Below are 1,160 nucleotides of genomic sequence, written 5' to 3'. Positions count from 1 at the left end.
CCCCCACCGCTCACCCGTGCCCCCTATAGGCCTCCGGGCACAATATCGCCCGCGCCAACTGCCCTGCCGAAAATCCGGCACCCCGCCGGATTTACAGCACAAGACCTGAAATCCACCGCCTGTCACCCACAATAAAATCCATATAAATCAATCACTTATTTGCATGGTCGCGATGGCACGACGCATGCTAGGTAAAGCACATAGAACACATCCTTGCCCTTGTCACCACAGGAGACAGCCATGCTGCAACACCAGAGCCTGCAACTGCCGGACGATTTCTGCCGCGACCTCGACCATGCCTACACCTTGCCGGCCAGCTATTACACCTCCGAGGCGGTATTCCAGCACGAAAAGGAGCATATCTTCGCTCATGCCTGGCTATGTTTGTGCCACGCCAGCGAACTGGCCGAAATCAACGCTTATGTGACGCGCAAAATCGTCGGAGAGAATCTGGTCGCGGTGCGCGGCCGCGACGGCGTGCTGCGCGCCTTCTACAACGTCTGTCCGCACCGCGGCCACGAGCTGTTCAAAGACAGCGGGATTTCACGCAATATGGTGAGCTGCCCCTACCACGCGTGGACTTTCAAGCTGGACGGCGAGCTGGCCGTGGCGCGCAACTGCGAGAACGTCGCCCACTTCGACAAGGCCGACTACAGCCTGACCCCGCTCAGGGTGGCCGAATACGCCGGCTTCGTCTTCATCAACATGGATATGGACGCCGCGCCGATCGAACAGGCACTCGCCGGACTGGACGCCCACCTCAAGTCAGTCTGCCCCAATATTGCCGAACTGCAGGTGGCATCGCGTACCATTACCGACACCCCCGCCAACTGGAAGGTGATTGTCGACAATTATATGGAGTGCTATCACTGCGCGCCGGCACATCCCGGTTTTTCCAGTTCGGTCGATAGCGCCAGCTACACCCATACCTTGCACGGCAACTGGACACTGCAACACGGACTCAGCAAATCGTCCGATCAGGGCTATGCCTTCGGTCAGGACGTCAGGAATCAGGCTTTCAGCGGCTACTGGGTCTGGCCTTGCGTCATGTTCAATGTGGTCCCCGGTGACGACACCATGACCATCATCTACGAGTACCCGGTATCTGCCGGACTGACCGTGCAGTACTACGAGGTGCTGATGAAGAGCAAGAATGTTAC

1 protein-coding gene is annotated in these 1,160 nt (G+C 58.2%); it reads left to right on the top strand.

Annotation, left to right across the window (positions count from 1 at the left end; translation table 11 throughout):
- Positions 1 to 240: 240 nt before the first annotated feature.
- On the top strand, positions 241 to 1,160 hold a 920-nt coding region (locus ACRC1E_RS12025), incomplete at its 3' end, for an aromatic ring-hydroxylating oxygenase subunit alpha (protein ID WP_438515332.1).

The sequence above is a fragment of the Craterilacuibacter sp. genome, from assembly GCF_051659485.1.
Lineage (GTDB): Bacteria > Pseudomonadota > Gammaproteobacteria > Burkholderiales > Chromobacteriaceae > Craterilacuibacter.
Note: the sequence above shows the minus strand (reverse complement) of the source record. Positions and strands in the feature narration are given on the sequence as shown.